General features: G+C 60.2%; 26 protein-coding genes. 13 read left to right on the plus strand and 13 right to left on the minus strand.

All coding sequences use genetic code 11. The features are described from left to right. Positions 1 to 138: 138 nt before the first annotated feature. The 8 genes from ACT4OC_RS01500 to ACT4OC_RS01535 form a co-directional block, all read right to left on the minus strand. Positions 139 to 333 carry a hypothetical protein gene (locus ACT4OC_RS01500; protein WP_280712519.1) on the minus strand — a complete coding sequence of 65 codons (195 nt, stop codon included), beginning with the start codon at positions 331 to 333 and terminating at the stop codon, positions 139 to 141. Positions 334 to 335: 2 nt separating this feature from the next. Next, positions 336 to 710, minus strand: a complete 375-nt coding sequence (locus ACT4OC_RS01505) for a DUF6915 family protein (protein ID WP_444837234.1) — start codon at positions 708 to 710, stop codon at positions 336 to 338. A gap of 11 nt (positions 711 to 721) precedes the next feature. Next, entirely contained in the window at positions 722 to 1,150 is a 429-nt protein-coding gene (locus ACT4OC_RS01510; RefSeq protein WP_444837356.1) for a DUF6878 family protein, read from the minus strand. Positions 1,151 to 1,303: 153 nt separating this feature from the next. Continuing rightward, positions 1,304 to 3,442 carry a DNA-binding protein gene (locus ACT4OC_RS01515; RefSeq protein WP_444837235.1) on the minus strand — a complete coding sequence of 713 codons (2,139 nt, stop codon included), beginning with the start codon at positions 3,440 to 3,442 and terminating at the stop codon, positions 1,304 to 1,306. 177 nt (positions 3,443 to 3,619) lie between these two features. Next, positions 3,620 to 4,813 carry a DUF932 domain-containing protein gene (locus tag ACT4OC_RS01520; protein WP_444837236.1) on the minus strand — a complete coding sequence of 398 codons (1,194 nt, stop codon included), beginning with the start codon at positions 4,811 to 4,813 and terminating at the stop codon, positions 3,620 to 3,622. Positions 4,814 to 5,187: 374 nt separating this feature from the next. Further along, complete coding sequence (locus ACT4OC_RS01525) at positions 5,188 to 5,379, minus strand: hypothetical protein (protein WP_444837237.1); 192 nt, start codon at positions 5,377 to 5,379, stop codon at positions 5,188 to 5,190. A gap of 132 nt (positions 5,380 to 5,511) precedes the next feature. Next, on the minus strand, positions 5,512 to 6,009 hold the full coding sequence (locus ACT4OC_RS01530) for a thermonuclease family protein (protein WP_444837238.1): 498 nt from the start codon (positions 6,007 to 6,009) through the stop codon (positions 5,512 to 5,514). Positions 6,010 to 6,054: 45 nt separating this feature from the next. Next, on the minus strand, positions 6,055 to 6,549 hold the full coding sequence (locus ACT4OC_RS01535) for a hypothetical protein (protein WP_444837239.1): 495 nt from the start codon (positions 6,547 to 6,549) through the stop codon (positions 6,055 to 6,057). 113 nt (positions 6,550 to 6,662) lie between these two features. Between ACT4OC_RS01535 and ACT4OC_RS01540 the strand changes: the two genes are divergently transcribed. The 7 genes from ACT4OC_RS01540 (at position 6,663) to ACT4OC_RS01570 (ending at position 12,411) form a co-directional block, all read left to right on the plus strand. Beyond that, a complete protein-coding gene (locus ACT4OC_RS01540) occupies positions 6,663 to 6,869 on the plus strand; it encodes a hypothetical protein (RefSeq protein ID WP_444837240.1) in 207 nt (68 codons plus the stop codon). Positions 6,870 to 6,892: 23 nt separating this feature from the next. Beyond that, positions 6,893 to 7,189 (plus strand): hypothetical protein, encoded by a 297-nt coding sequence (locus ACT4OC_RS01545; RefSeq protein ID WP_444837241.1) that lies wholly within the window; start codon positions 6,893 to 6,895, stop codon positions 7,187 to 7,189. Between the two features lie 87 nt (positions 7,190 to 7,276). Beyond that, positions 7,277 to 7,939: an SOS response-associated peptidase gene (locus ACT4OC_RS01550; protein ID WP_444837242.1), complete on the plus strand. Its 663-nt coding sequence runs from the start codon at positions 7,277 to 7,279 to the stop codon at positions 7,937 to 7,939. Between the two features lie 129 nt (positions 7,940 to 8,068). Continuing rightward, a complete protein-coding gene (locus ACT4OC_RS01555; RefSeq protein WP_444837243.1) occupies positions 8,069 to 10,141 on the plus strand; it encodes an ATP-dependent helicase in 2,073 nt (690 codons plus the stop codon). A 79-nt stretch (positions 10,142 to 10,220) separates the two neighbouring features. Further along, the gene (locus tag ACT4OC_RS01560) at positions 10,221 to 10,742 is read left to right on the plus strand and encodes a hypothetical protein (RefSeq protein WP_444837244.1); all 522 of its coding nucleotides are present in this window, start codon (positions 10,221 to 10,223) and stop codon (positions 10,740 to 10,742) included. Continuing rightward, positions 10,697 to 10,966 carry a hypothetical protein gene (locus tag ACT4OC_RS01565; protein WP_444837245.1) on the plus strand — a complete coding sequence of 90 codons (270 nt, stop codon included), beginning with the start codon at positions 10,697 to 10,699 and terminating at the stop codon, positions 10,964 to 10,966. The genes ACT4OC_RS01560 and ACT4OC_RS01565 overlap by 46 nt, the downstream gene beginning before the upstream one ends. 32 nt (positions 10,967 to 10,998) lie before the next feature. Next, a complete protein-coding gene (locus ACT4OC_RS01570) occupies positions 10,999 to 12,411 on the plus strand; it encodes an SEC-C metal-binding domain-containing protein (protein WP_444837246.1) in 1,413 nt (470 codons plus the stop codon). Between the two features lie 33 nt (positions 12,412 to 12,444). On the opposite strand, the gene ACT4OC_RS01575 is transcribed toward ACT4OC_RS01570, so the two are convergent. The 3 genes from ACT4OC_RS01575 to ACT4OC_RS01585 form a co-directional block, all read right to left on the minus strand. Next, complete coding sequence (locus ACT4OC_RS01575) at positions 12,445 to 14,211, minus strand: SIR2 family protein (RefSeq protein ID WP_444837247.1); 1,767 nt, start codon at positions 14,209 to 14,211, stop codon at positions 12,445 to 12,447. A 116-nt stretch (positions 14,212 to 14,327) separates the two neighbouring features. Beyond that, positions 14,328 to 14,876: a type II toxin-antitoxin system VapC family toxin gene (locus ACT4OC_RS01580; RefSeq protein ID WP_444837248.1), complete on the minus strand. Its 549-nt coding sequence runs from the start codon at positions 14,874 to 14,876 to the stop codon at positions 14,328 to 14,330. Continuing rightward, the gene (locus ACT4OC_RS01585; RefSeq protein ID WP_444837249.1) at positions 14,839 to 15,909 is read right to left on the minus strand and encodes a helix-turn-helix domain-containing protein; all 1,071 of its coding nucleotides are present in this window, start codon (positions 15,907 to 15,909) and stop codon (positions 14,839 to 14,841) included. Before ACT4OC_RS01585 ends, ACT4OC_RS01580 begins: the two co-directional genes overlap by 38 nt. Positions 15,910 to 16,096: 187 nt before the next feature. Here ACT4OC_RS01585 and ACT4OC_RS01590 point away from each other — a divergent pair, with 187 nt between their 5' ends. The 4 genes from ACT4OC_RS01590 to ACT4OC_RS01605 all read left to right on the plus strand — a co-directional run bounded on the left by ACT4OC_RS01590 (position 16,097) and on the right by ACT4OC_RS01605 (position 17,908). Next, positions 16,097 to 16,351, plus strand: coding sequence for a multiubiquitin domain-containing protein (locus tag ACT4OC_RS01590; RefSeq protein WP_212101781.1), 255 nt, complete (start codon positions 16,097 to 16,099; stop codon positions 16,349 to 16,351). Continuing rightward, entirely contained in the window at positions 16,326 to 17,033 is a 708-nt protein-coding gene (locus ACT4OC_RS01595; protein ID WP_444837250.1) for a DUF6791 domain-containing protein, read from the plus strand. The genes ACT4OC_RS01590 and ACT4OC_RS01595 overlap by 26 nt, the downstream gene beginning before the upstream one ends. 84 nt (positions 17,034 to 17,117) lie before the next feature. Continuing rightward, entirely contained in the window at positions 17,118 to 17,501 is a 384-nt protein-coding gene (locus ACT4OC_RS01600; RefSeq protein WP_444837251.1) for a hypothetical protein, read from the plus strand. Further along, a complete protein-coding gene (locus tag ACT4OC_RS01605; RefSeq protein ID WP_444837252.1) occupies positions 17,498 to 17,908 on the plus strand; it encodes a DUF6527 family protein in 411 nt (136 codons plus the stop codon). The genes ACT4OC_RS01600 and ACT4OC_RS01605 overlap by 4 nt, the downstream gene beginning before the upstream one ends. Before the next feature lie 328 nt (positions 17,909 to 18,236). On the opposite strand, the gene ACT4OC_RS01610 is transcribed toward ACT4OC_RS01605, so the two are convergent. Continuing rightward, positions 18,237 to 19,490 carry an AAA domain-containing protein gene (locus tag ACT4OC_RS01610; protein WP_444837357.1) on the minus strand — a complete coding sequence of 418 codons (1,254 nt, stop codon included), beginning with the start codon at positions 19,488 to 19,490 and terminating at the stop codon, positions 18,237 to 18,239. Further along, positions 19,402 to 21,642 carry a TM0106 family RecB-like putative nuclease gene (locus ACT4OC_RS01615; protein WP_444837253.1) on the minus strand — a complete coding sequence of 747 codons (2,241 nt, stop codon included), beginning with the start codon at positions 21,640 to 21,642 and terminating at the stop codon, positions 19,402 to 19,404. The genes ACT4OC_RS01610 and ACT4OC_RS01615 overlap by 89 nt, the downstream gene beginning before the upstream one ends. Positions 21,643 to 21,895: 253 nt before the next feature. Between ACT4OC_RS01615 and ACT4OC_RS01620 the strand changes: the two genes are divergently transcribed. Then, positions 21,896 to 23,620: an AAA family ATPase gene (locus ACT4OC_RS01620; protein ID WP_444837254.1), complete on the plus strand. Its 1,725-nt coding sequence runs from the start codon at positions 21,896 to 21,898 to the stop codon at positions 23,618 to 23,620. Continuing rightward, positions 23,617 to 24,270, plus strand: coding sequence for a 4Fe-4S single cluster domain-containing protein (locus tag ACT4OC_RS01625; protein WP_444837255.1), 654 nt, complete (start codon positions 23,617 to 23,619; stop codon positions 24,268 to 24,270). Before ACT4OC_RS01620 ends, ACT4OC_RS01625 begins: the two co-directional genes overlap by 4 nt. The last annotated feature ends 158 nt before the right edge of the window (positions 24,271 to 24,428 follow it).

The following is a 24,428-nucleotide window of genomic DNA, read 5'->3' on the forward strand; positions in this document are numbered from 1 at the left end:
CGGTTCAAACCCTTCCCGGCCCACCTCTCCCTCTGGATCTCACCCAGAAGAAAGGGCCCGGCGACCAGCGCCAGACCCTTTGAGCGAACTATCCCAATCGGCGATCACTTGTTGGAACCGTGCTCGACGGACGAGGTGTCAAAGCCGCCAGGTCGCAACGATTTCTTGTTCCCGGCGGTGATAATCGAGCATCTCGCGGTAGAACCGCTTGCGCGCTATGCGACACCGGGGGTCGCGAAGCGCTTGCCGAGTGAGCTTGCGCGCTGCCGCGCGAACCACCGCACGCCAACTATCATGCACGGTGATATTCAGGCGCAAATACGTGCCGTACATAGTCAAGCTCCTTCTGCAGTCGAAGAAACCGGCGGCTCGGGCTCGCACGAGATGCGCCGCGTGCGGCTCATCCAGGGTTCGGGACGGATGCACCTCACCCAATCGGCGAAGGACGGGATGTGTCCGAGATCCTCGATAACGTGCTGCTCACCGACCCAGCGCGTCGGAATGACGCGGCCGGACGACAATGTGATGGTCGGACAAAAGATGGTCTCGGCCATGAAGATGCCCTCGGCGTGATGGCGGAGCGCGCGGTGCCGAAAATCCGCCGTGATCTGCTTGCTCGCATCGAACCAGTTATGGATCGGCAGATAGTCATCGACTGCCCCGCCCCACTTCTTCACCGAGGAGAGCGAATGATGATAGGGATGCGCCATTGCTTCCTCCCTCAGAACACATGCTGGGTGTATTCGGAGGTTTCGATCCGCTCATTGAAGTTGAGCGTGATCGTTCGCTCGGCGACGTCGAACAGAAAGTCACCGTAGGCGCCCTGGTTATTCTCCCATCCGGAGTAGGTCTGCTCGAGGAGGTCGTAGACAAGCTTCTCGATCGCGTCCTTCACGGAGAGGGTTTGCCGCGTGACAATCTGGTTGCCGCATTCGACCCGCGCAATCTCGACATGGATGCTCTGGAGATCCGTGTCACCGCCCTCTCCGTCCGCGACAGCGCCGTCGATTTGCCCCTCATCGGCATAGCCGTTGAATGTGACCTCCGCGGTGTCGATGCGCGCACTGGCGAGCGCGTCGAACAACGCTGTCTTGTTCTCGGAGAGAGTGGACTTGCATAGTCTGATAAATTCCTGGTCCCGCAGGGCCAGGAGGCAGAATCGAAACCCGAGCCGGGTGTTGAAGTATCGTCAGTCATGATGGTGCTCCCAAGACGATGAAGCCCGGCGCGAGGGCCGGGCCGAGAGATGAAGGGGAAGTGGTAAAGAACTGCGGGGCGGCGGATGCCGCCCCGCAGCGATGGCCTATTCGGCCGCGACGGCGTGCGGCTGCTCGCTCTCGTCGCCGTCGGTCGATGCCTCGTCACCGCCGGAGAGGAATTCGGGAAGCGGCTCGGACGGCGCGTCAGAGCTGTCCGAAGGCGAAGCCACGGCGGCGACGCGCAGCGGCTCGGGGAGCCAGCCGGCGCCCTCGAGCAGGCGTTCGGCTTCCTTCGCCATCTCCGATTTCTTGAGATGGTCGATGAGCTGAGCCGAGGATTCGCCCCTCGCCTCGCGGATCGCATCGAGGATACGGCCCTTGGTGACACGGCCGAGATAGTTGTCGACCGTCGGACGCCAGCCGGCCTCCACCATGTCGAGACCAACTGCACGGGCGAGCCGATCAGCCTGATCGAGACGGCGCTGCAGCCCATGGCTGGTAATGCCGGGCCCGCCATGGCGATCGACCTTCTCGAACAGGGCATTCACGCCGAAGGAAACACAATGGGCGAGCAAAGCCAGCCGGCTGGCATCGTCGAGCGCAACCAGCCAATCCCACAGGGCAGCCTCGTCGGTCGGCATGTCGGCTCTCCAGCCCTCATGCCGAGTGGCGATCGATCTGGCGGACGCGCTTTCCTTCAATTCGGGCGCCTGGATGGAAAGCTGCACGTGACGCACGCCGGCCTCGATACAGCATGGACCGCAAATCCGATGGAAGGCGTCGAGGCAGAGCTTGTGCAAGAGCGCCGTCATCGCGACCTGCGGTTGGGCCGCAACCGCGTCCTGCAGCGCCAGCGTCCGGTGCGCGGTGAGCTCGATGACGAGCCGGTCGGGCAAGGGCCGGATGGCATCATCCTCTTCCTCATCCGGCGGTACCTGCCCGGCCATGGTAATCACACTGCCCTGGACCGGAGCTGTGGGTTGAGCACCATCGTCGGAGCCAGGCGTTGCGGGGCCGGATTCAGGATCGGGCTCGACTACTGCCGCAGCGAACGCCGCTTCGTCCTCGCCGCGGACATAGCCGCGCGCGACCTGTACCGTCCCATCGGTATCGATGCTGACGAAGGCGCCGGCGTGCGGAATGGCGGCCGCGTCGAAAATATGCGGCCAGTCCTCGAAGGCCGCGAGGGCCTGCTCGAGTTCGCCGAGGCGCGTGTCCGCCTCATCCGGTATTTCGTCAGCATCCTCGTATTTCTCCTGGAGCGCCGTATACTCGGCTTGGAGCGCATCGAGGCTTGCTTGTTCCTCAACGGTGAGATCGGCCGGTTCGCTTTCGAGCCGGCGCAGCCCGTGATCGTAACCGTAGGGGAAGCTCGGGGCGACCTCGATCCACTTCCAACCTTCGGCAGCGATCTTCTCGGCTTCGGTGCGGAGCCTCTCGGCGACAAGACGCTCGAGCAGGGCGATGTCCTCGAGCCAGCCGCCGCCGTCTTCCTCGAAGAGATCGCGCAGCACATTGCCGCCGGCCGCCTCGTAGGCGGCGACGCCGACGAAACGGGCGCGCTTGTCGGAGGCCTTTACCGCGCGCTCGGTCAGAACGCGCCTGATCTGATACGGCTCGTCATAGCCCGACCGGTTGACGTTCTCCCAGACCTGCTCTTGCCGCGCGTGATCGTCCGTGACGGAGAACGCCATCAACTGCTCGAGCGACATGCCATCGTCGGCATAGACGTCGAGCAGTTTTGGAGAAACGGCCGCAAGCCGAAGGCGCTGCTTCACGACACCGACGGATACGAAGAAGATGGCCGCGATCTCCTCCTCGGATTTGCGTTGTTCGCGCAGGGTCTGGAACGCGCGGAACTGGTCGAGAGGATGAAGCGCGACGCGATGGACGTTTTCGGCAAGCGAGTCCTCTTCCGCCGAAATCTCACCGCCGGCATCAGCGACGATGCAGGGGATCGGCGCGGTCTTCGCGAGACGCTTCTGCTTGATCAGGAGCTCAAGCGCGCGATAGCGGCGACCGCCGGCTGGCACCTCGAACATGTCGGTCTCCTGGCCGTCGGCATCGAGGACTGGCCGGACATTCAGGCTTTGCAGGAGGGACCGACGTGCGATGTCTTCGGCAAGATCTTCGATCGAGATACCCGCCTTGATGCGGCGGACATTGGATTGGGACAGCACGAGTTTGTTGAAGGGAATGTCGCGCGACAGCGACAGCTTGATCTTCTGAACGGCTTTTGCCATGTCAGTTTCTCCAGAACGGCCGGCCGAAAGCCTCTCTCTCGGCCTCCAAGCCGTTCACGGAGCGAAGCGCCGCCCTCTTGCTCTCAGAGGACGGCGCCACGAAGGAGACGAAACGGAAAAACGCGGAAGAAGCAAAGCCGAGGACACGGGAAGTTCGCATGCCCGGCTTCGTGGTAATCAGGCGACGCGATCCAAGAGCTTCTTCGCCTTCGTCTCCATGTCCAGGCGTGCGTCTTGGTGAGACTTGTCGCGGGCGACGGCGGTGATGCCCTGCACGAAATCGAAGATGCTTTCAGGCGGGCGGCCTTCCTCCGCCAGCACTGCATCGATCACCTTGCCTGTCTCGGCCTTCGAGAAGCCGCGGCGACGCAGGAACTCGGTGCGATCGTCGTCGTTACGCGCCACGATTCGCTCGCGGGCGGCTTTGATGCCATTGACGAAGGGCATGGGTGAGGAGTTGGCGAAGTTCAGCAGCGCCGGGGCCGCTTCATGGGCGAAACGATTTGCGGCGTATTTGGAGTGGCGAATAGTGATCTCCTCGAAATCCTCCACGCCCCACAGATTGCGGTTTTGGCAGACTGCACGGAGATAGAAGCTCGCCATGCCGAGCGTCTTCGCCCCAACCTCCGAATTCCAGCAATAGAAGCCTCGGAAAAAGAGGTCGGGCGAGCCGTCACGGAGACGACCGGCTTCGATCGGGTTCAGGTCGTCAACCAGGAAAAGGAAAACGTCCCTGTCCGATGCATAGAGGGTCGTCGTGTCCTTGGAGATGTCGACACGAGGATTGTAGGTCCCGGTCGACCAGTTGAGCACACCCGGCACCTTCCACCGCGTATCGCCAGTTCCATTGCCGGCGATGCGCTGGACGGCCTCGACTAACTCGTGGTCGAAAATTCTGCCGTAGTCTGGGCTCGTGACGGCGCGAAGCTCGACTCGGCCATCGTCAGTTTCGAGCGTCTTGATCTGTTCGGCCCGATTGGCGGTCAGGCCATATTGCAGGTTGATCCCTGCGAGTGCCGCGGGAAGTTGCCGCAGGTAAGCGGCCGGCGCGCCAACCTGGCTTGCAAGCTGGCCGAAGCTCCAGTGGGTCGGCGCGACTGGCCTGTCCGAGCCGGGCAACATCAGCGCCAAGCGCTCCGGGTCCTCGCGGCTTGCCTCCACATGGATGAGCGCGCTTTCCACGACGCGCGTCCGGCTGCGGTCCGTGCGATCACGTACCGTGCGGGCCAGTTCGTTGAGCGACAGATAACGCTGATCCGCCGGACGGGAAAACCACTCCGAGGACACCCGACCGACGCGCTCTCCGCGACTCACATCCACTCTGTAACCGCCGTCGGCGTCGCGGCGGGCATCAAGAACCTGCGTATTCATGGGAGCAATCTCCATGACGGGCGCCGGAAGACTCTCCTCCGGTCCTCAACCCGTCACGGCAAGCGCCGCCCCACTCTTCCTCTCTCCTGCATCGTCTATCGCCGACGCCGACGAAATTCCGCTCCCGCCGCATCTTCCGTCAGGGATGGAAGCCCGAAGGGTGAAAACCCGGCTCAAGCCGGGTTTTAGCGTCAGCCGACAGCCCGGTCCCGCAGGGAGACGGCAAACCACTGGGCTGCCGATCAGCAAAGTCTGACGATGAACCTATTGCGCTTTTCTCAAGCCATACGATTCTGCGTGCCCACGAGCATCCGCATGTGGATTTCAGCAACAGGTATCGTCACAGCGGTTGCCCCTCCAAGCCGATGCCAGACTCAGGTCAGCTCGACGTCCTCGCGCGTCTGCGTCTGCGCGTCATAGATTCTGATTCTGAGCATGGGAAAACGCTTTTTCAGTTCTTCCGCGCCCATCTTGGCTCCGTCCCTGGTCGCAAATTCGGCCTTGAGTCGACCATCAACTTCCAGCGCATAACCTGACGCCGGTAATTCACGGGCAGCAGCAACCATCTCATTCCCTTTGCGCAGTGAGGAGGTGATGGCAACTGCTTAGCGCGAGTCGCACAAATCGCACCAGCTCACTCCGATGTTGATTTGGCCCTCTTAACTCTTGAAACTCCGATTCGCTGCATGAAGGCGCATTCAGGGATGTGCGTTCGCATCATCCGAGCAGTTGGAAGGGGTGCCGCCCGCCCTGATGCACACGCGGAACAACCATGGGGCCACGTAGCTGCCTGCCCACATGCCGCGGCCCGCACGATCGGCATCGCGCTCGGCAGCGGCATACCTCCCTTTCGAATATTGCGGCCAATCCAGCGCGAGATCATTGCGAACAAGCCATTCCCCGAGATCGGTGCCGCCAACCGAACAGGTCGCTACACTCCGTCCGTATTGATCCTCGGATACGCGTGTACAATTGACCGGCCGCCGTGCGATGAAGGTGTCGAGATCATTGGCTGCGTTCGCGCCGCAGCGATACAGGTTGCTGTCCGAATCTCGGCATAGCTGGCTGCTCTCAGGGGCATCGACTCCCCAGAGCCGGATGCGCGTCCCATGAATTTCCAGCGTGTCGCCGTCAATGACGCTGGCCTGCCCCACGAATTCGTCGGCCACCACCGCGCTCGACAGCAGCAGGAGCATCGATACAAGGACTCGGCGTTTGCTCATGATGTTCGCTACCATCGATTAGCGTAGATCGCGGAGATTGGATTTCGGCCAGTTCTTAGGCGGCTTCAATGCAGGCAGGTTCACTGGCCGCTCGGGATAGTGAAACTCCGTGCCGCGCAGCCAGCGCCCCTCGAACCGCTCCCAGAACAGGATGGCATCCATCTGCCAGGTAAACTCGTAGACTCTCCAAACGCCGTCATTCTCAATCACCTCGCCGGTCGCATTGAGCGGCAGGCTGTTCAACCTGCAGAGCGCGTAGATTTCATCCCAGTGCTCGCGGATGTAACGGTCTTCGAGCGCGACGTGGTATGGCCGGTCTTCGCGCCAGCGCGGTCCGCCGCCCCGCGGATAGAAGCCCTGGCGCGGCATCATGAATTCGGGAATGCGTGCGATCGCCTTACCGATGCGGCGGGCCTCATCGGCGGATAGCTTGCTGACGCCGAAGCTGTAGCGCTGCGCGTCATCACGGCAATAGAGCCATGCCAAGGTCACGCCGTTGGCGTCCTTGACCACGTAGCACTCCGAATTTTCCCGGATCAGCGTCCAGGGCGGCTTGAAACGGCGGCTTGACTCCATGAGAACAAAATAGGAACATACGCCATCGACGGTCAACCTGGAACAGAGCCATGTTCTCGGTCTCTCAGCCGAACGAACAGGACGATGGTCTTGAAGCCGCCGTTGACCAGGCAATCGCCGTCTGCGACGGCGATCCGCGTGCGGCTGTTCGCGCGCTAATCATTGCGAACAATCTCTTGGAATCGGAGATAGCGGAGTTGAGGAAGGCCGTATCGCATGCTTACACACGCGGACGCTTTCGGACCTACACAGGATAGAGTCAGAGTGTGGTGACGCAGCGATGAAACATCAGGACAGGCTTTCCTTCATCACGGACGATCAGGCCGAGCAGATGGGAGCCGACATGGCGATCCAGTTCATGCTCGCGACACTGTTTCAGCTCCTGTCGGAAATGGCGGATGACCCGCGTGGCTTCCGTATGGATGTACATAGGGAACTTACCGATCTCGTGGCGAGCTATAAGCTGCCACCGATGCCAGGGGATACTGAGCGAAAGGTTCGAGCTGCCGCCTGCAAGATTCTCGACGGCATCATGATGCGATCATTTGAACAGAACGGGGTGAGGAAGTCATCGTGACGGCTGGACATGCAGACCAAGCGATGTTCGGTCACGCAGAGCGCCGCGGCCTGGCAATGTCGTTGTCCGTCGTGAGCGACCGCTGAAATGTGCAATTTATATTCAATCACGACCAACCAGGCGGCGATTGCCGGCCTGTTCAGACGCATGAACCAGTACGTAGGCAACCTGCCGGCGATGCCCGGTGTTTTTCCGGACTATCCGGCACCGGTGGTCCGCAATTTCGGCGATGCTGAAGAGATGGTGTCGATGCGGTGGGGCATGCCGCCGCCACCAAGGACCGGCGGTCCGCCGGTAACTAATATTCGCAACACGTCCTCTCCCCACTGGCGCGGCTGGCTAAAGCCAGAGAACCGCTGCCTTGTGCCGGCGAACAGCTTCGCCGAGTACGCGCCCGAAATGAACCCGGAGACCAAGAAGAAAGACGTCGTCTGGTTTGCGCTCGACGACAGCCGACCGCTGTTCATGTTCGCCGGCATCTGGACCGAGTTCAAGGGCGATCGCGGCACGAAGTCGAAGCCGATCCCCGGCCCTCACCTCGTCTATGGTTTCTTAACGACATCACCGAACGCGATCGTCGCGCCGATCCATCCGAAGGCAATGCCGGTGATCCTGACGACCGAGGAGGAACGCGACGTCTGGATGCGCGCTCCGTGGGATGAGGCGAAGGCGCAGCAGCGTCCTTTACCTGACGAGGCGCTAAAGATCGTCCTGCGCGGCGAAGACAAGGAAGACAAGGCGGCGGCGTAGGCCCGTATGCATGGAGCGCCGGAACACAGGGAGCGACAAGGACGCTCTCTACTGGGGTCGCAGCGTGGATGATCTCATTGCGATTTGAGCGAGAATCATCGAGCGTGCAGTTCTAACAGGGGGACGATCGTGCTCGCGTCGACGGCCGCATCATATCTTGAGACGCTCAACCCGGAACAGCGTCGAGCCGTCGAGCACGGGGTCACCGCTGACAGTCATGTCGGAGCTCCCCTGCTGGTCATCGCTGGCGCCGGATCCGGCAAGACGAATACCCTTGCCCACCGTGTTGCCCACCTCATCGTCAGCGGCGCCGACCCGCGTCGGATCTTGCTGATGACGTTCTCGCGGCGCGCTGCATCCGAGATGTCAAGGCGCGTCGAGCGGATCGCTCGTAAGGTGCTTGGCGCTGATGCCGGGATCATGACGGACGCGCTCAGTTGGGCCGGCACGTTCCATGGTATCGGTGCCCGGCTGCTTCGCGAATATGCCGACCAGATCGGCCTCAACCCTGCATTTACCATTCACGATCGTGAGGACTCGGCCGATCTGATGAATCTGGTCAGGCACGAGCGCGGGCTCTCGAAGACCGAAAGCCGCTTTCCTACGAAAGGCACGTGCCTTTCGATCTATTCACGCTGCGTCAACGCCGAGGCCGAGCTGGACCAGGTGCTCGGAGCGTCTTACCTGTGGTGCGCCGGCTGGGCCAATGAACTCAAGGAACTTTTCGCGGCGTACGTCGAGGCCAAGCAGAAGCACAACGTTCTCGATTACGATGATCTCCTGCTCTACTGGGCACAGATGATGTCCGATGCCGGCATCGCCGACGATGTCGGCGGCCGCTTCGATCATGTCCTCGTCGACGAATATCAGGACACGAACCGTCTGCAGTCATCGGTTCTGCTCGCTTTGAAGCCGGGAGGCCGTGGCCTCACCGTGGTCGGCGACGATGCGCAATCGATCTATTCCTTCCGCGCCGCGACTGTCCGTAACATCCTGGACTTCCCCGACCAGTTCAGTCCAATGGCGGAGATCATCACCCTGGACCGCAACTATCGTTCGACGCAGCCGATCCTTTCCGCGGCAAATGGCGTCATCGATCTCGCGAGGGAGCGCTTCACCAAGAACCTGTGGACGGAGCGGACCTCGTCGGAAAAACCTCGCCTCATCGCGGTGCGGGACGAGGCGGACCAGGCGCGGTACATCGTCGAGCGCATTCTCGAAACCCGCGAGGAAGGGGCTCTCCTCAAACAACAGGCGGTGCTTTTCCGTACGTCCTCGCACAGCGGGGCGCTGGAGGTCGAACTCACCCGTCGCAACATCCCGTTCGTGAAGTTCGGCGGTCTGAAGTTTCTCGACGCGGCGCACGTCAAGGACCTGCTCGCACTGCTGCGGTTCGTCGAGAATCCCCGCGATAGGGTCGCTGGGTTCCGCGTGTTGCACCTGTTGCCGGGTATCGGTCCTGCTTCCGCGCAGCGCATCCTCGATCAGACGGCAGAGGCCACCGACCCGCTCGGCGCGCTCTGTACCCTTCCCTCCCCGCCTCGCGCTGGCGACGGTTGGGCCAATTTCGTCGAAACCATCGGAAACCTTCGATATTCGGAATGGCCATCGGGCATGGAGCGTGCCCGCCTCTGGTACGAACCACATCTCGACCGTATCCACGAAGACGCCGAAGTCCGTCGCGCCGACCTCGTTCAACTTGAACAGATAGCCGGCGGATACCTTTCGCGCGAACGCTTCCTCACCGAACTCACCCTGGATCCGCCGGATGCGACGAGCGACCAGGCCGGCGTGCCGTTTTTAGACGAGGACTATCTCATCCTGTCGACCATCCACTCGGCAAAAGGCCAGGAATGGAAGTCGGTGTACGTCCTCAACGTGGTCGACGGCTGCATGCCATCCGACCTGGGAGCCGGCACCTCCGCCGAACTCGAGGAGGAGCGCCGCCTGCTCTACGTCGCGATGACGCGTGCAAAGGACCATCTCCATCTAGTAGTGCCGCAGCGCTTCTTCGCTCACGGTCAACACTCACAGGGTGACCGGCACGTTTATGCATCGCGAACCCGCTTCATTCCCGAGAAACTGCTCGCCCTGTTCGAGCGCACGAATTGGCCGGTTGCATCCCCGGGCGCGGCCGCCCGTGGCCCAACCCAAGGCCCACGAATTGATATCGGCGCTCGCATGCGCGGGATGTGGCGCTAGCCTGTGGCTAAGACCGCGATTGGATGCGGGGTCTTTTCCTTGGACCGTTCGACTCAAAACTCCATGTTATACTGGCGCCATGAGCAAACGGCATGTTGGCAAGATCTGCGTCTACTGCGGCACCGCGCCTGCCGAGACGATGGATCACGTGTTCGCGCGGGAATTTTTCCTGGTGAGCCGCCGCGCGAACCTGCCCAAGGTGCCCACCTGCAGCGCGTGCAACGGCGTCAAGAGCGGCCACGAGCACTATTTGACCACGGTGCTGCCGTTCGCCAGCAACCATCAAGACGCGCCCCTGGTGCTGTCCCAGATGGTGGAGCGGCGCCTGGATAAGAACGCCAAGCTGAAGCGCCAACTGGCAGCCGGTCATCAGCAGGAGCTGACTCTCCAGAATGGCCTTTTCTTGCCGGCCATGACGTTGCCCTTTGACGGCGACCGTGTCGGGGAACTGTTCAAGTTCATCACCCAAGGGCTGCTCTATCACCACTTCAAGGTCATTCTCGATCGGCAAAAGACGGGATCTGGGCGGGCTTCCTCAACCGCCCCGGCGAGGAGATGCACCGGAAGCTCCTCGCGGCGCAGAATGCCCGCGCTCGGGTAAAGGGCGACATCGGCGGCGGCGCCTTCGTCTACGAGGGGGCGCAAGGCGTGGATTCCCCGGAGATGTCGATCTGGATCTTTCACCTGTTCGGCGGCATTCGCGTCAGCGGCGATGCCGCCGAGCCCGACGCCATGACGCGGGTAGTCGGCGGGGTGACCGCCTCGCAACGAGTTCTCCGGCTGCTTGATGATGGCCAAGGCTCCGACTCTCCAACAGCGGCTTAACTGCCATAAGAGAGACGAGCGAGAGCCGCAAAATGCCAATACGCAAGAAGTGGAAGCCAAAATGGAGCGAGCCATGCCCATGCGCCTCCGGGAAGAAGTACAAGGATTGCTGCTGGCGGCGCCTGCCAGACTTTGACATAGGTAAGGCATACACGGCGGCCCTACGGGAAAAGAATTTGGACCGGGCGCTTCTTGCAACACGCGCCGACGTCACGCAGTACACGATATGGCACAAGACAAACACCGCACCAGCGCTGGCGGCAGGCGGCGTCGGACTGCAGCTGCTTCGCATCGACGTGAACGCACTGGGGGCTTACGTTGGCCGCTTGTCCTCACTGTATTTTCACCTTGGGCTTTGGAAAGACTGGCCCGCCGTGCTGGATCGGCTTCGCACCAACATCCAGCATCCTGCCTGGTACAGGAAGATCGCGTATTACCTTTCGTTCTACTACCTCAGTCCCGGCGGTGATCGCGCAAAAGCCCGGCAAGAGCTGGCGAAGGCAGGCCCGATTACGAAAAAGGAAGAGGACCTTGAGCTTCTGCAGCTGTATGTCGATCTTGAATTCGATGATCTGCCATTCGCAGCTCGAATGGAAATATTAGACCGCATCCTCGAACTGGATAACGATCGCGAAAACCAGCTGCAGTATCGGGGAGCCAAAGCCGTTCAATACTTCATGATCGGTGACGCGCAAACCGCCGCGCAACAGTTGGCCGAAGTCATTGGCTTTGTGCGGCAGACCGAAGCGGATGAGCCGCTGGAGGGGTACGAGAAGCACCTATATGGCAGGCTCCTTCAACTGCTCGGCAGCTTGAAGCGTTACAAGTCGACGCTCAAGGAGTCGGCATTGCAATTTCATGCGCTGCTGCTTGAGGATCGCTGGACACAAAGCGGCAGGGCCGCCATCCAACGCGAGTTAGGCGACAGCTACCGATATGCCGATGAGTGGGATCAGGCAGAAATGGCTTATCGTCAGGCAATTGCGCTTGGCGGGTCTCACCTCGATAAGGTCCACGTCGCGGAATGCTTGCTCTATCGCAAGCAAATCGATGCTGCCGCTACCGAGATCGACACCGTAAAGCGAGAGACCCTGCCGCGACATGAGTTCGAGGATTTTGTTTTCGCTTATGCTGCAATCGCGATTTGGTCGGCAAAAACTGACCGCCTGACCGAGGCCAAAACGCTTCTTCGAGCTCTAGGTCCGGCCGAGCCAATCTTCAATGATCGCCGCCTGAACCTGCTGCTCCGGGTGACGGAAACTCTTGCCAGCGGCACCCCGTCTGCTGTGGCGAAAGCAGACAGCACGCCCAAAGGCGGGCTGGCGACAGTTGCCAGTTTCTTTGAGCTAAAGCCGAACATCGCCGGGATTGGGTTCAACTTCAACGCGATGATCGACTATTTCGCCCGAAAGAAAACCAAGGGCGAACCTAATAAGTCCGACTGATGCTGGCCCATCGCGAAAACCGCGATTCCACGACTATCGCCAGCCCATGTATGCTGCAAGACGGCTGAGACTGTCGATCGCCAGCTTGTAATAATCAGCGGACTTGTTCGCAAAACCGGCCTTGAGGATGGCGGCATTGATTTCCGGGACAGCCCAACCCTCGAGTATCTGCCGCCTGGTTTGTCCGTCCCAACCCGCGCGCCCCATGGGGCTCCAGGCGAAATCGCGACCGCCTGTTTTGCTGAGGGTCGCTTGTAAATCCTCCAGCGAGGTCGATAGCGTCAGGTGCGCCAGCGCCGCCAACATCTCAAACTCCTCAAATAACCTGGTGAACTCGCCATTCATGAAAATGAAATCGGTGCACCAGGCGGGCAGAACATCGTGGAGGTGATCGCTGAGCGGCGTCTTCCGCTTCTCTAGGCCTTCCAGGGTCTTCCAGGCGTCAGTGCCACCTCCTTCCCAAGAGCCGAGCAGTAAACGCTTTACAAGGGGTTGAGGCTCGCGTTCATGTGGCACAGTCGTCGCGAACAGCTTAAACAGGTCTCCATATCGGCGGGCCTTCAGCAACCCGATACCATAGGCATAGAAGAGCAACACGGCAGGATAGGTGCGCAGATTGATCAACACCGTCAGCCCGCCAACCACTTCGGCCTGCGAAAACCGCGCAATGTACTCGACGGCTTGCGCAAATTCGGTGCCGGTGCCCCAACGGCCGAGCACTCCAAAGATCCTGGCGAGCGGTTCGGTCAACGCCTCGTAACGGGCGACGGTTTGCGCGTAGCGCTCCGGCGACCATGCGCCGCTCGGTTCAAATTCCTTTTCCTTTATCGCCTTGGCGAGCCGCGCGGCCTCGTTACCGATCAGCTCGTCTAGCTGGATGCGAAATTCAGGCTTGCCGAGGTATTTCTTCGCGCTCGTGACCATCAGCTCAATGCTGAGCGGGTTTTCGCGCTGTAGCTCTGCCTGGGCGGAAAGCTTGCCTTCGAGGTCTTCAAAGAAGCTGTCAGCATTGTCGATCGTGATGATTCTGCCGGCCCGATGCTGCACCAGGTCGGCCGCAATCTGAGACGGCTTGCCGCGAGCAGCAAAGAATAGCGGATAGCGGCGGTTGGGCGCCCGGGTGATGCCGCCCCGGAGTGCCGCATCCCAATCGCCCGACCAGCCCGCAATGATGAGGCCGTGCTCGTCAATGATCCGGTCAAGCAAGGCGTTCGTTTCCGGCGAATAAGCGCTTAACTCCTGGTCGGTATTGCGAATCCGCGTGTCGAGATAGTCTCCATGAACCTTGACCAGGTAGCACCTGCTGTGGGTCAGCGGGACTGCGCCTTTGAGATCGTCATCTGACTTGATGACGGTGGGCTCAATGCCGGCCTCTCGCAAGGCGTTTTCCATCAGCCGGTCGAAATTGGTCGTGATGATGACGCGAATAAAGCCAGCGCGCACGAGCCTGGCGATGGCATGGTGGGCGCGCGTGGGTACCTTGCGGCCCTCCGCAATCTCTTCTTCTGTCGGCTCGATATACGAGTGCAGGATCGATCGCCGTTCATCTGGCGTGCTAGCGAGCTGATCGAGAAGCGCCGAATAGTTCGCCTCCGCGCCGTATTTGTCGCCGTACCACTTGGCCCAGTCGGGTTGGCCGGTGACGCCTTCGAGGGCCGCAACCCTCTTGATCAAGTCCAGCGTCACTTCCCAGCCGGTCGGGATATACGCTGCACGCGATACACCAGATCCCAAGAGGAGGGCATAGACCCCTTTGTTTTCGTAGACCGAGAAAGCCAGCGCTGTGATGGGATCAATCATTGAAAATCTTTCCCCAAATGATGCCAAGCGCCTTCATCGCTGCCTCAAGTCCCGGCGGTATCTGTATTCCTTGTGCTCTGCCATGCCTGTGCCCACCCCTGTTTGGTACAGCTCACTTACTTCTTGGTGAGATTCCGCAGTCTCGCGTGCAGTAGATTCGCCGGAAGCCGCACCAGCGGGTCGTCCTGCCAAGCGGTAAGGCATTGGATCAGCTTGTGAGCCGTAACGAGGCCCCGGCTGTGGATCTCATCGGTGACCCAGAGCACGCCACGAACTTCGCAGCCCTTGGCGACAGCAACAGTGCGCAATTTGCCGTCACCGGTCAGCAGGATCGATTCCTTGAGGTCCTCGGCAAGGACCAAAGAGAAGCAGTCCTCCGCACTGAGCTTGGCGTTGACGGACTGGATCGCAATGGCTCGGCCAACTTGTCCGGGATCGAGATCAATCTGTTCCAGACCAGCCCCCGTAAGACGCTGCCAGTCCTTCTCAGTGAAATCGAGAAGCTCATTGTGCGCGACAGGCAAGGCGACCACAAAACGGTAGGGCAGCTGAAGCATGACTTCAACCAGACCTACCTTATTCAGGTCGATCAGGCAGCTCGCATCATTGATGACGATGCGGCGCGGTTCACTGCTGGCCTTTGACCGCGCGCTCGACATCTGCAATGGGCCGTCTCAACAAGCCGGCAGCCTTGGTTGAGGGGATAATGCCTTCCGCCAACGCGCGATAAACATGAGTCTCGAACCGCTGAGGCTTTTCCAACCTCGCCGTTTCGCCGTCCGTACTTAGCTCTTCCGGCTCTGACTTAAGCCACGCCCGGGCCGGGGTTCGGAATAGGTTCTTCAAATTGGCCTCTGAAATGATTCCGACGTCCTTCAGTCGATATAGCAAGGCCCACATCGATACACCATAAAGGTGTTTGAGCCGAACAAGCTCTTTATAGGCGAATGCGGTTCGGCCGGTCCCGACTTCCTCCTTCAGGTGCTCTGCTGGCACCAAGAACGCGCCTGCGAACCGGTCCATCGCCTTTTCAGGTTTGGCTTTCTTGCATTCGCCGATCAGGGCGTGCGCAAGTTCGTGCGCCAGGGTAAACCTGTTGCGTTCAACGTTGACGTTGCGGCGTACCACGACGCGTATGGGTGGCTTCTTCGCTGGTCGCTTCACATGGCAGGTCAGCCCATAAAATCCGTCGTGACCGTCGATCTCAATAACCCGCACGTTCCGTTCCTCCAGCAGCGAGGTCATGCTGGGGATCGGGTCTCCGCCTAGATTCCACTTCTCGCGGAGCCAGGTGGCGCGTTTCTCCGCGTCGTCGAGATCATCGACGTCGACCGGCTTAATTTCATCCAAATCGCTGGGCTTTTCCGGCAGATCAAGGATGTCCTCGATTGCGAGGTAGCGCTCGATATGGTCGATCACTTCGGCCTCGACCAGCGCGCGCTCTTTTTCAGACGTGCCAGAGCGCTTGCGAAACTCGACGCCGTCGAGCGCAGTCACCTGATTGCTCATCAGGAAATCCAACGAGACCCCAAGCGCCTGGGCGAGCCCCACGAGGACGCTCGAACTCGGTAGCATTTCACCCAGCTCGTACTTGTTGATCGCCTGCGGCGTCACCTTCGGGGTCGCCTTCTCCGCCAAGGCCGCCAACGACAGTCCGGCCCGCAACCGCGCGAGCCGAAGCCTTTCTCCAAATGCCATGATTCCGTGTCTCCCTTCGCGTAGTTGACATTTGTCTTTTTATGTGCAATTTATCAACCAACGGTTAATATATAGGTCAAAACCTCTAGCATATCAACCGGAGTGTACCACATCTGGGCACCTTTGAGGCCGGTTAGCCACAAGAAGTGGTTCCGGCCCGGCCCGCAGATCATGAAGGAGAATCGGCATGTCCGAGACTGCAGAAAAGGTGAAGACGATCACCATCATCGTGGACGGCACCCCGCACGAGGTGCCGAAAAAGGAGAAGATCACCTACGCCGAGGTCGTGACGCTGGCGTATCCGGACTATCCGCAGCACCCCGAGATCACCTACTCGGTGACCTACACCAAGGGTCACCACGAGGGCATTCTGCCGCCGGGCGGCAGCGTCGAGGTCAAGGACGGGATGGAGTTCCGTGTTAATCGAACTGGCCAATCATAACGACGACATCCGCCGACTCCTCGAAAAGGGCTATGCCCTGAGGTTCGACAGCGGCTATCTGGTCGTGCGCTACATTCCCTACCTGGACGCCAACAAGGCGCTCCAGGTAGGGGCGATCGTCACCAAGCTCGTGTTCATCGACAAGATGCGCGTCCAGCAACAGGACCACCAAGTATTTTTCGCCGGGTCGGCGCCACACGGCCTCGATGGCCAACCCGTCCCCAATCTGGGCGGCGGTGCCGCGTCACTCGCACTGACCAAGACCGATGTCGTGGTCGAGCGAAGCTTCTCGAACAAGCCGCCGCCGGGCCACTTCCCCGACTTCTTCGCCAAGATCGAGCACTACCTGAACCTCGTCGGCGGGCCGGCGATGAGCCTCCACGGCTTCAATCCCTTCACGTTCCGGGTTGACCACGACGTGGTCGCCGATTCGGTGTTCAAGTTTCAGGACACCATGACCAGCCGCGCCGAGATCGGCGATCTCGCTGCCGTTTTCAAGAACGAGGTCATTGCGATCATCGGCCTCGGTGGCACCGGCTGCTTCGTCCTGGACTTCACGGTCAAGACGCCGGTCCAGGAGATTCGCGGCTTCGACGGCGACTTCTACTACGTCCATAACGCCTACCGCTCGCCGGGCCATCTCGACGAGCAGGATCTCGGCAAGGCCAAGGCTGAGGTTTAACAGCGGCGGTACGAAAACTTCCGCAAGAATCTCAAGCTGGAGAAGAAGTATATCGACCGCTCGTCGGCCGCCGACCTTCAAGGTGTGACCTTTGCGTTCGTCTGCGTCGACAAAGGCTCGGCGCGGGCAGAGATCTTCGAGCTGCTGATCAGCCTTGGGATTCCCTTCATCGATGTCGGTATGGGTCTGAACCGGAAGGAAGGGCCACTCGCCGGAACGTTGCGCGCGACCTACTACCCGCCGGACAAGGCGGCGCAAGTCCGCGACATGCAGCTCGCCGAGCTGGCGGACCATCCTGATGATGAATACCGCGCCCAGGTCCAGATTTCCGAGCTGAATGCCATGAACGCCTTCCTGGCGGTCATGCGCTACAAGCAGCTGCGGGGATTCTATCTCGACAAGCAGGCGCCCTTTCACATGCTTTTCGACACCGCCGAGATCAAGCTGTTCCGCCAGGAGGGGCCGTGAACACCATCAAGCTTGAGCGGGTCCAGTACATCCCTAAGCAGCTCTCCCCCGGCATTCTCTATGTGACGGAGCGATATTCCGTGGCCGCGCATCTGTGCGCCTGTGGCTGCGGCAACAAGGTGGTAACCCCTCTTGGTCCCGTGGAATGGTCGCTCTCGGAAAACGGCGACCTGCCGTCGCTCTGGCCGTCGATCGGGAATTGGCAGCTCCCCTGCCGATCCCACTACATCATCAGCCACGGCCAGATTAACTGGGCGGGCGCCTGGGCGGACGCGCAGATCCTAGCTGGCCGTCGCGCTGAGGAGCAGCAGCGGCAAGCTTATTATGCCGAGAAGTCTCAGTTGGGTACTTTTGCGAAGATCTGGGATTGGATATTGCGCGCGATACGGAAATTGTTCGGAGGTTGAACTCCTCAGGCTCAAGACATCAACCGCAGCTCCGGTCTTCGTTGGCGAAACTCCAACGACCATCTATCGCGGTCAGGCGCACAACGGAGCCGCTCTATCTCGAACGGAAACGCAGCAAAATCAATGGAACTAGTCGATATCCTGTAGCTCAAAACGGTCTGGTTGCAGATCCGGATCGGGCTCCGTCGGCCTGGTGGCATCGACGGTTCAACGTTCCGTTCTGAATGAGAGTGGACAAAACGGACCGCGCAAGCTTTTCCAGCAACAAAGGCGAGCGTCAGCATAGCGCCATCTTGGTGCCGTCCGCTATTTCACAATGCGCTACGCTTCAAAGAGCTCTTAACTCGATCGCGATCTCAAGGTATCTGCAGAACGCATTGGCGAGCTGCATCTGCCTTGGCGTGCGACACTCCGCTTCGAAAAGTCGAGGGGACGCGACGATGAAGCAAATGCACTTTGCTCGAGAAGTGGCGACGTTCAGGCGGTTCGCGCTGTAAAGGAATTCCATGCCACGCGGGGCGTCGGAATGGCTTGAGGTCGTCATTGAGTAGATGACGATAGGCGCCTCTTGCCCCTGGAATTTATCCACGGTCCCAATGCGTGCACCAGGAATGCGCTCCTGGAGCTCGAATACCTGAGCGTTGTAGGGGGCGACGATCAGAATATCCTCAAGTCCAATCGATTTCTCTACGCCCTGCCGATCGATCCAAGTGCTGCCGGCATCTAGAATGCTTGAAACGAGGTGTCGAATCGCCTCGGCTTCCTCCTTTGCGGAGTTCTGATTACCGGTGTGCTCGATTGGCAGATATCTGAGCCCGGCTCCGCCAAGCCTACCCGTCGACCTGATTTCTTGCTTTTCAAGTCCTGCGTGCGATCGGAGTCGTCCCTCGTAGAACAGCTCAGAGTTGAAGACGCAGATATCCGGATGCAGCCGCCAGGTCTCCGCCAGGAACAGCCCGCGCTCGGGGGGAACGGTCGCGCGTGCTCCGAGGATATGATCGAGCGCCGAGACTGCAACCCCATCAGGGTGGCATCCCTGAATCGGCTGCTCGAGCTGACGCGGGTCTCCAAGAAGCACGACGCTCTTGGCAGCCTGCGACACGGCAAGAACATCCGCCAACGACATCTGGGCCGCCTCGTCGATGAAAAGCACATCTACGCTGAGGTTCGCGTCTGCCCGCGACCAAAAGAACGAGGTCCCACCGCCGACCGCGCATGTCGCGCGAAGAAGATCCAGAGCTTCCTCGTTGCTTTTCGTCAATCGCAGGGAAGGAAGACTGCTGGTTTCCTTTTCGGAAATCTTGTGAACGCATTGGAGGCACAAATCTGCGGCCGCGGCAGCGGAAATGACCTCAGTCAAGAGGTTGCGGATGACCTTGTGACTATTTGCAGTTATTCCGACCCGCTTTCCCTCGCGAACCAGGCTAAGGATCATACGTGCGGCCGTATATGTTTTTCCGGCTCCCGGCGGGCCTTGAATCGGAACGACACTCTCATCCAGGGAGACGCCGATACGCTCGGCAGCGGCCAGAGTCGTCTCCCCCGGCCGCAGCAGCGCCTGTCCTCGCAAGCGAGGGGCCAACCCCAGCAGCAGATCGCGCGCAGCGCGATATTTGCCCGGCCCCTCCATGCCGTTCTCCGCGACGTATTCTCCGAGGCGAAGAAGAGAACCCGCCTGCTCTGGATGGTCGAACGATTTGTGGGCGAAAACGGCTTCGGGGTGCAAATCGGCGGTATCGCCCCGCTTCTTTATGTCGACCGTCCGGTCCTCTTGCGATAGCGTCCACTTCTCCGAAGTGGTCTCCGCCGACGCTCCGCAGCTTGCTTTCCGCACGCACGTCAGTGTCCTGCTGCACAAACTCGTAGCGATGGATGGGCGCTTTGGCGGTCCCTCCGACGTTTCGGACGAATTTCAAACCGCCGATGCCTGCTCGTTCATGAACAAGATCTTCGGCCGAAAGGTCGCGGAGTCTGAAGTATTCCCACCAGACGGCCTTACCCTCGCGGCCGTGCCAATCGAGCATGAACGCGAGCAACCACCTTGAGTGCTGCTCCTTGCTTCGTTGAGTTACGTCGTCGGGTATGCCGTCGAGCAACCGCGAGGCCACGGCTTGCACTCTTGCCAACCAAGCATCACGCTTGGGACTGATCTCGGCCTCTTTGGGTACCGGCCGTTCGATGGTCTCGCCTACCGCGAGGAGCTCGGTCCGCAAGGATTCCAGCCAGTTCCGGAGAGCCTCCGTAGAGGTGCAGTCATCGCGATTGTAGCCTTTGATCGCCTCTTTGTGCTCCGTTGGAACGTGGGCGTCATCGGCCGTTTCCAACCGCGCCTGCGTTCTGGCGAGCACGGCCGCGACCTCCTCCAACGGTACGCTTCGTGCGAACGAATAGAGCGGCTCCAGCTTCTTGATCGAATAACTCTCCACGCTCGCGCGGATGGCGTGGCGTACGACCGAATAGAGGTCAACGAAGACCTCCGAGCGAAGAAGATCGTCCAGTTCCCTTTCCCGCGTCGCGTATCGGCCCATCAATCGCTTCAACGCGGCCGGCTCATAAGGAGCGAAGTGATAGATATGAAGGTCGGGAAAGATTTTGCGTCGCTCTGTGACGAAGTCGATGAAGCGCTCGAACGCGACCCTTTCTTCGTGTCGCGCGGATGCCCAGTCACCGACGTATCGAGGTAAGTCGTCATCGCCATTGAAGAGGTATCCGAACAGAAACTCCAACCCTCCTTCTCCGACGAAAGGATCACCCTCGAAGTCAAAAAAGATATCGCCGGGACAGGGTTCGGGAAGTCTTGAGAGCCCGAAGCCCGGCTTCGGCGGGAGTGCTTCGTAGAGCACTGCGCCCTGGGTCCGGCCTTCGACCTGTATCCTCGCCTGTTCGCGAACGTTTTCGTAACTGCGAGCAGCACCGCGATCCGGCCGCCACTGCAATGGCAACGGCAACTCGGCAAGCGCCGCCATAGTCGTCACGCCGTGCCGCTCGAGCTCTCCGATCTGCAATTTACTTATTCCCGCGACGAGCGACATATGATCGTCAGCTCGTCTCCTTTCGTCGCAGTGCCGGCGCCACCTGCAGATGTCGCAGTGCTCGACGGGTTCGGGATATGCATAGGCCGTGCTCGGAGAAGCGACGGAACGCTCGAGACTATTCCTGACGTGCCGATAATAGGCTGAATAGTCTGCGATCCTGTACTCAACCGGAACGAAGTCGGCTGCCGGCGTGACGACGTAGGCCATGGCCGGTCGCGTGGCTTGCATTTCCGCGAGCAGGTCGGAGTAAAGGCAAATCTGAAGGACCGTATTTCCTTTGGTTTCCCGCGCGAGCTTCGTGTCGGTCACCTCATACGACCAACCGCCGAAGCGGCTCGGCGTATCGACCCGACGCAAGACGTCCGCACGTCCATTCCATCTTCCCGCCTCGAGAGCCCCCTGCACGATGACGGCATCACCGCGCTCCATGGCTGATATGGTCGCGGCCACAGCAACACCGTCTACTCCGACGCCGTCCACGACCGTTACGCTTAAGCCGCCGCCCTTGAGATGGTCAACGTAGCTTCGTTCATGCAGCGCGCCGCGCTCGGCGAGCGTCGCAAGCACCGGGTCCCACACCTTCGGTTTCTGCAGCTGGCCATTGGCCACCTTCAGATCAAGTTCCGTCAGATACCGGCAGTTCAGGTGGCCGACCAGATCGCAGGCGCTCAGCTTGATGCTTCCCCCGATGCTCTGCATGCGCCCACTTGTGTCGGCTAAGCCGCCCTTCTCGTCCTTTCCGAGTCGCCTTAATCCCAATTCCCTAGGAACTCCTAGGAAATGCACTCGAAAAAGGCGAGTAAGATAGCTTATAGTCGCGCGGAACGAGTACAAGGGGGCTTGGTCGGTGCGCGATAGTTCGGTGGAAAGAGCCAGATGGCTCCGCGATTTGCTGCGTTTTCTGCCCCTCCGTAGCCAATTCGTCCTCTCGGGCAATACCCGGGACCTTCAGATGCACGAGATTGCTCCAGGCGAGGTGACGGCAACGCCACTATCCAGGGTCCTGCCGGACCGCTTGAAGGAAGCTGGCTATGCGCGTATCGCAAGCTTCGACCTTCTGAACGGATTTAGAGGGATCGAACCGGCCGACGGAAGCTTCCTGACGCAGTTGGGTCTGACGCCGACCAACGGAGCGGCCGCCGGCGGCATTGACCTCTTATCGGCCACCCTCGAAAGGCATGTCGGCGCGGAAGGGTTGCCGGTGGCGCTCATCGTCGATTTCGCGTCGAGGCTGGTCGCGCGAAACGAGGCGCTGTCGCCGGCCGAACACCAGCTTTTCTCTCGGGCTCTAATCCTCTCGCATTCGGCACGCGCGCGGCCGGCCGGCGAAAGACGCCTCCCCTACTTCAACACGATCGTCTGGATCGTCGACAAGGAGGGGGATCTGCCCGACTGGTTCCTGGTCGGAAACCCGAGGATACGACACATACCCATCGGACGCCCGGATCACGTGGCGAGAAGAAGCATGATCCGCTCCCTGGTGCGCGGCTTACCAGGCGCGCAGAAGGCGGAGCAGTGCGAACTGGACAAGTGCACCCAAGCATTCGTGGACGAGACGGAAGGCCTTCTGCTGTTAGATCTAAGCGCGGTCGCGCAGCTCGCCCGCAGCGAAGGAGTCCAGTTTGATCGGATTGCAGATGCGGTTCGACGGTTCAAGGTCGGTGTGACCGAGGATCCTTGGCGTAAGATCAGTCGCGACAAGATCAGCTCGGGTGAAGAATTTGTGAGAGGGCGCGTCAAGGGACAGTCGCATGCCGTCACCCATATGCTGGACATCGTCAAGCGCGCGGTTACCGGGATCGGTCAATCCCCTAGAGGCGGTCGACCAAGAGGTGTCGTCTTTCTCGCGGGGCCGACTGGGGTCGGCAAGACGGAACTCGCGAAGACAATCACAAGTCTGCTGTTCGGTGACGAGAGCGCCTATATCCGATTCGACATGTCGGAGTTCAGCGCCGAGCATTCGGATCAGCGGCTCATCGGCGCTCCTCCCGGCTACATCGGTTACGACGTCGGCGGCGAGCTCACAAACGCGATCCGCGAGAAGCCGTTCAGCGTCGTCCTATTCGACGAAATCGAGAAGGCTCACCCGAGAATTCTGGACAAATTCCTGCAGGTTCTCGACGACGGCGTTCTCACCTCCGGAAGAGGCGATCGCGTCTATTTCTCGGAAGCCTTCATTGTCTTCACGTCGAACTTGGGCATCTACGTGCCGGGGCCGTCGGGCGAAAGGATCGCCAACGTGACGCCCGAAGAGACGTTCGAAGGGGTAAGGAGAAAAGTCCGAAGCGAGATCGAAAAGCACTTCAAGCAGGTCCTCAATCGGCCTGAGATACTGAACCGCATCGGAGAGAACGTCATCGTCTTCGACTTCATCCGGCCCGACGTCGCCAACGAGATCTTCGATCATATGGTCAACAACCTGCTCAGCGACGTCAAATCGCTAGGCTATGACGTGACACTGACAGAAGGCGCCCGCGAAGGACTTCGAGGATTGTGCTTGGCGGACCTTTCGAACGGCGGCCGAGGCATCCGCAATCAGGTCGAATCTCACCTCATCAACCCGCTATCGCGGGGCCTTTTCGACAGCGGAGCAGAAGCTGGACGCAGATACAGGATCGAAGGGGTCCGCCCCGGTGCATCGACGACGATCGACCTCGTGAGCGAGCACTCTCCATGACCACGACAGTCAATCTGTCCCGCATCCATTTCCCCGTCACGACTTTGGGACCCGGCCGAAGGATCGGGATATGGTTTCAAGGCTGTTCGATCCGCTGCCCGGGATGCATCTCCATGGATACGTGGACACACGGGCGAGGGACGACGACTATAGCTGAGGTCGTCGACGCTATTTCACCTTGGCTTTCGACGGCAGACGGAATCACGGTCTCAGGCGGGGAACCTTTCGACCAGCGCGAGGCTTTGTTCGAGCTTCTGGCGCGGCTCCGAGCTCTAACGGCGGCGGACATCCTCGTCTTTACCGGCTATCCTTGGATCACAATCTCCGAAGCGATCTCTTCCCGGCCGCCTCTGATCGACGCGATCGTCACCGAGCCATTCGATATCGATGAGAGGCAAACTCTGGCGCTTCGCGGCAGCGACAATCAGCAACTGCACATGATGACCCCTTTGGGTCGGGCTCGGTTCGAGAGCTTCGACCGCACTATCGACGAAAGCGATCGCAGCTTCGACGTGATGTTCGACGAAAACGGAGATGTCTGGCTTGCGGGCATTCCCGCTCGCGGCGATTTCCGGCGCCTGCGAAATATCCTCGAAGACGGCGGGTCGACACTTGGAATTTCGGAAGATAAGCGATTCCCATCTCACTAGAATTTTGCTGATGATCAGACTTTGCCCGAACTGCAATACCGAACGGCCTGTCACTGAAATCTTCTGTGAAGGCACGTTGAATGGCCAAAACTGTGGCTGGGACCTGTCGGCGGTCGATATAACGTCGCCTGGAGCACCCGGACCGAGGCCGAATCCTC

The organism is Bradyrhizobium sp., from assembly GCF_052389815.1.
Taxonomy (GTDB): Bacteria; Pseudomonadota; Alphaproteobacteria; order Rhizobiales; family Xanthobacteraceae; genus Bradyrhizobium.

Excerpts from the sequence above, each read along its gene's own strand:
- ACT4OC_RS01625 (WP_444837255.1), top strand. The coding sequence starts at position 23,617 with ATGACCACGACAGTCAATCTGTCCCGCATCCATTTCCCCGTCACGACT.
- ACT4OC_RS01575 (WP_444837247.1), bottom strand. The coding sequence starts at position 14,211 with ATGATTGATCCCATCACAGCGCTGGCTTTCTCGGTCTACGAAAACAAA.
- ACT4OC_RS01505 (WP_444837234.1), bottom strand. The coding sequence starts at position 710 with ATGGCGCATCCCTATCATCATTCGCTCTCCTCGGTGAAGAAGTGGGGC.
- ACT4OC_RS01500 (WP_280712519.1), bottom strand. The coding sequence starts at position 333 with ATGTACGGCACGTATTTGCGCCTGAATATCACCGTGCATGATAGTTGG.
- ACT4OC_RS01545 (WP_444837241.1), top strand. The coding sequence starts at position 6,893 with ATGAAACATCAGGACAGGCTTTCCTTCATCACGGACGATCAGGCCGAG.
- ACT4OC_RS01530 (WP_444837238.1), bottom strand. The coding sequence starts at position 6,009 with ATGCTCCTGCTGCTGTCGAGCGCGGTGGTGGCCGACGAATTCGTGGGG.
- ACT4OC_RS01570 (WP_444837246.1), top strand. The coding sequence starts at position 10,999 with ATGCCAATACGCAAGAAGTGGAAGCCAAAATGGAGCGAGCCATGCCCA.
- ACT4OC_RS01585 (WP_444837249.1), bottom strand. The coding sequence starts at position 15,909 with ATGGCATTTGGAGAAAGGCTTCGGCTCGCGCGGTTGCGGGCCGGACTG.
- ACT4OC_RS01525 (WP_444837237.1), bottom strand. The coding sequence starts at position 5,379 with ATGGTTGCTGCTGCCCGTGAATTACCGGCGTCAGGTTATGCGCTGGAA.
- ACT4OC_RS01565 (WP_444837245.1), top strand. The coding sequence starts at position 10,697 with ATGCACCGGAAGCTCCTCGCGGCGCAGAATGCCCGCGCTCGGGTAAAG.
- ACT4OC_RS01590 (WP_212101781.1), top strand. The coding sequence starts at position 16,097 with ATGTCCGAGACTGCAGAAAAGGTGAAGACGATCACCATCATCGTGGAC.
- ACT4OC_RS01515 (WP_444837235.1), bottom strand. The coding sequence starts at position 3,442 with ATGGCAAAAGCCGTTCAGAAGATCAAGCTGTCGCTGTCGCGCGACATT.
- ACT4OC_RS01550 (WP_444837242.1), top strand. The coding sequence starts at position 7,277 with ATGTGCAATTTATATTCAATCACGACCAACCAGGCGGCGATTGCCGGC.
- ACT4OC_RS01560 (WP_444837244.1), top strand. The coding sequence starts at position 10,221 with ATGAGCAAACGGCATGTTGGCAAGATCTGCGTCTACTGCGGCACCGCG.
- ACT4OC_RS01520 (WP_444837236.1), bottom strand. The coding sequence starts at position 4,813 with ATGAATACGCAGGTTCTTGATGCCCGCCGCGACGCCGACGGCGGTTAC.
- ACT4OC_RS01620 (WP_444837254.1), top strand. The coding sequence starts at position 21,896 with ATGCACGAGATTGCTCCAGGCGAGGTGACGGCAACGCCACTATCCAGG.
- ACT4OC_RS01615 (WP_444837253.1), bottom strand. The coding sequence starts at position 21,642 with ATGCAGAGCATCGGGGGAAGCATCAAGCTGAGCGCCTGCGATCTGGTC.
- ACT4OC_RS01540 (WP_444837240.1), top strand. The coding sequence starts at position 6,663 with ATGTTCTCGGTCTCTCAGCCGAACGAACAGGACGATGGTCTTGAAGCC.